Annotated in this window: 1 protein-coding gene; it reads right to left on the reverse strand. The window is 44.3% G+C overall.

Going from position 1 to position 768, the window contains the following annotated elements:
* Window positions 1-768, reverse strand: a 768-nt coding sequence (locus tag HUK38_RS14640) for an Eco57I restriction-modification methylase domain-containing protein (protein ID WP_182585052.1), incomplete at both ends; no start/stop codon positions are given.

Genomic DNA, 768 nt, shown 5'->3' on the forward strand with positions numbered 1-768 from the left:
CTTATTAAATAAGTCACCCGATCAATCAGTGTTGCTTTGTCGTTCCCATAAAGCCACTCATCTCTGGCGGTCAAAATACCTAACGAATACAACTTAAAAACCGCTCGCTCATTTCCCGCTGTTTTCGCCGACTTGGTTTCTTTACTTGCCAACGGCAGCAATGACTCGAAATCATTATTGGTCAAATCTAACCACTGATTGCGGTCATCGGGAATGAGTTCTTCAACCGCCATGTCGCGCAATTGATGACTATCCAACCAAGTGAGTTTATCGGCAGCCGATTGCACCAATTGATTTGCCGCAATGTAATAAATCCGCCCGAACGATTGTTTAGTTTGTTGACTGCGTTTTTTAATCCAAAATGAAATGGCCACGCCCGTGCCAATGCCAAACACATTGCCGCCACTCGCTCGCGTATCACCCGATTTTTTCCAATCACCGCCCAAATCAATAACCCAAGCCTCGTGAAATTCATTTCTCACACATTGGCGAAATCCATCAAATGTCCGGCTGTCAATAAAACTGCGATTGGTAATTAATGCAACAATGCCATCATCTTTTAACCGATCACTCGCCCAGCGAAAAAAGCGCGCATACATGTCATACAGTTTGGTTTTTTGCGCGGTACTGGCGGCAATGTAAGTCGCACGAATACGGGTATCAACCGCTTTGTACTCGCGGTTTTTATTATTATCGTTCTCATTCATTTGATTCGCATTATACGGCGGATTACCAATAATCACACTAATACGCCGTTCATTCTGCCGT

The organism is Thiospirillum jenense, assembly GCF_014145225.1.
In the GTDB taxonomy this organism is placed as follows: domain Bacteria; phylum Pseudomonadota; class Gammaproteobacteria; order Chromatiales; family Chromatiaceae; genus Thiospirillum; species Thiospirillum jenense.